Consider the following 2,161-nt stretch of genomic DNA (forward strand, 5'->3'; position numbering starts at 1 on the left):
GACCCTTGACATCTACTTTGCGGAAGCGAGGTTCTACGATGCCAACAACCGTACCTGGCTTGCAATGGACCCGATTAAGGATGGATTGAACTGGTATCAGTATTGCTACAGCAATCCAACCACTTATTATGATCCATTAGGTTTATGGGGAACCGTGACGAGCACTAAGCAGGCTTTAATGGCAGGAAGTGAAATAGAACCAGCACTGTTTTGGCGACAAAAAGATTTCTTTTATAATGGTTGGTATCAAAAGGAAGAGAATTTTGAAATAGCTTATCAGATGCTTCTGAAAGAGGCGAGATATAGCAACTTCAGTGTAGTTTCTTTGGCTGAAATGTTTGACTATTTCGATTATTTTGGCTATGAAAACACACGCTTATCTACTCTTCAAGCACTTGTTGGGGATATAGTGACCGGACAGTATTATGGACGTGAACTATCCGCAGTTCAATCTATATTGATATCACAAAAGGTAACCCATTACAGTGATAATCCAAAGCTTACACAAGCAACACTGGAAGCACTTAAGGATTGGTATGATTCGGGTAATAAGTCTGTTCGTCAGTTTTCTTATTTATGGGGAAATGGCTTGGGCGATGTTGTAATGGGAGCGGCTACATTGGGAACTGTAGCGTTGGCAAATAGGCCTGTAAAGACATCGAACACTAGGGAGTTATATCGAGCTGTTAGTGCAGAAGAATATGAGGATATAATGTCGACTGGGAGATTTAGAGGCATAGAGGGAAAAACATTAGAAGCAAAAGAATTTGGAAACAATTTTAATGAAACCTTAGATTTTGCAAATAAATCTATTAATATAGATAAAGCAGCTATTGTCAGGGTCACAATTCCTCAAGATATGTATGATAAATTAAATCATATGAATTTAGACCCATCTATTTTTAAATCAGGAACACCTGTTGTAGAACCAGAAATGTTAGATGCTTTTAATAAAAGTATAATTAATATTGAGCATGTTTTTTAGAGGTAGACAAAATGCAATTTATAGCTGATGTTGAAGCGATATTCTATTTTATAGGCAATAAAAAAAATAGTATTTATCAAAACTATAGGCCAGCTCATAAGATTAAAAAAGGATACTTAACAACTGGTATACATAATTATTATAATATAGATAATAGTTCCAATGAAATAAAGGGAACAATAACTTTTGTATCTCCAGAAAGTTATCCTGCGTGTTTATGGATTGGAAAAAGAATAGAAATGTATGAAGGAAGTAAGGTGGTTGGCTATGCAATAATTACACAAATTTTTAATCCGATATTAGATAAGGAAAATCTACATAAAAGGTAGACAGAAATGGTGATATTAGATTATGGGCTATTTCTTAAATATATGGAAATAGCCCATAATATTGAAAAGCAAATAGTTTGTTTTAATAATGTTTTATAATGTCAAAGAGGGTTGCAAGGGTTATTTTTGGTGTCGCCTTTCTAGTTCTAAAGTTTGTATACTATGTAGTTTAAGTACATATTATCTATTTGATAAATTTCTTGGTTCTGAGAGTGTTTGATGTAAAGTAAGACAATTTGTGATAGCTTGATAGTAATTTTTTTATTAATTGATTATAATTAGGATGCTCTTGAAACATTATTTTTGCTTTAAGAGCATCCCATAAAAAATTAAGAGAGGAAATATTATTTATTATGAATAATTCAGATTTATTATTAAAAAAGAAAATGTTTTGAGATATAAATATATTTTTGAATGTGGAGGAGATGTTGTGGAAAAAAATAAAGAAGAAGATTCTAAAAGAGGAAAAACAAAAAAGCAGATGAGATGGTCAATCTTCTTTTTTTTATTTGGTTTTTTAATTATGATTTTTTGTGCTATTCTACAGGATAAAAAGGTTTTTGCGGATGAATTATTAATCGCAATAAGTGTGATTGGTTTTCTTGTATGTGCATTTATTTCATTAAGTTTAGCGGTTATGGCACATCCATATTGGGTAGGAATGGAAGCGGAAAAAATATATGAATTTTATGCTGAAAAGGAGTTAGGATATTTTCCTTTAACAGACAGTAGTACGCTTGAAAAGAGACTTTCCGAACTAAAATTTAAATATATAAAAGAAGGGTTGTATAGAAAATGGAATTTCATTTTTTCATTATACAAAGATCATATTTGTTATTATATTCGT

Annotated in this window: 3 protein-coding genes; all 3 read left to right on the forward strand. The window is 31.7% G+C overall.

Features of this window, described 5'->3' with window-relative positions:
* Window positions 1–985 (forward strand): RHS repeat-associated core domain-containing protein (locus VSQ61_RS22555; RefSeq protein WP_334346562.1); only part of this gene is annotated, 985 nt, incomplete at its 5' end.
* Window positions 986–996: 11 nt separating this feature from the next.
* Window positions 997–1,314 (forward strand): hypothetical protein, encoded by a 318-nt coding sequence (locus VSQ61_RS22560; RefSeq protein WP_334346563.1) that lies wholly within the window; start codon window positions 997–999, stop codon window positions 1,312–1,314.
* Between the two features lie 430 nt (window positions 1,315–1,744).
* Window positions 1,745–2,161: hypothetical protein (locus VSQ61_RS22565; protein WP_334346564.1), on the forward strand; the 417-nt coding region annotated here is incomplete at its 3' end.

It is taken from the genome of Candidatus Merdisoma sp. JLR.KK006 (assembly GCF_036941035.1).
Lineage (GTDB): Bacteria > Bacillota > Clostridia > Lachnospirales > Lachnospiraceae > Laedolimicola.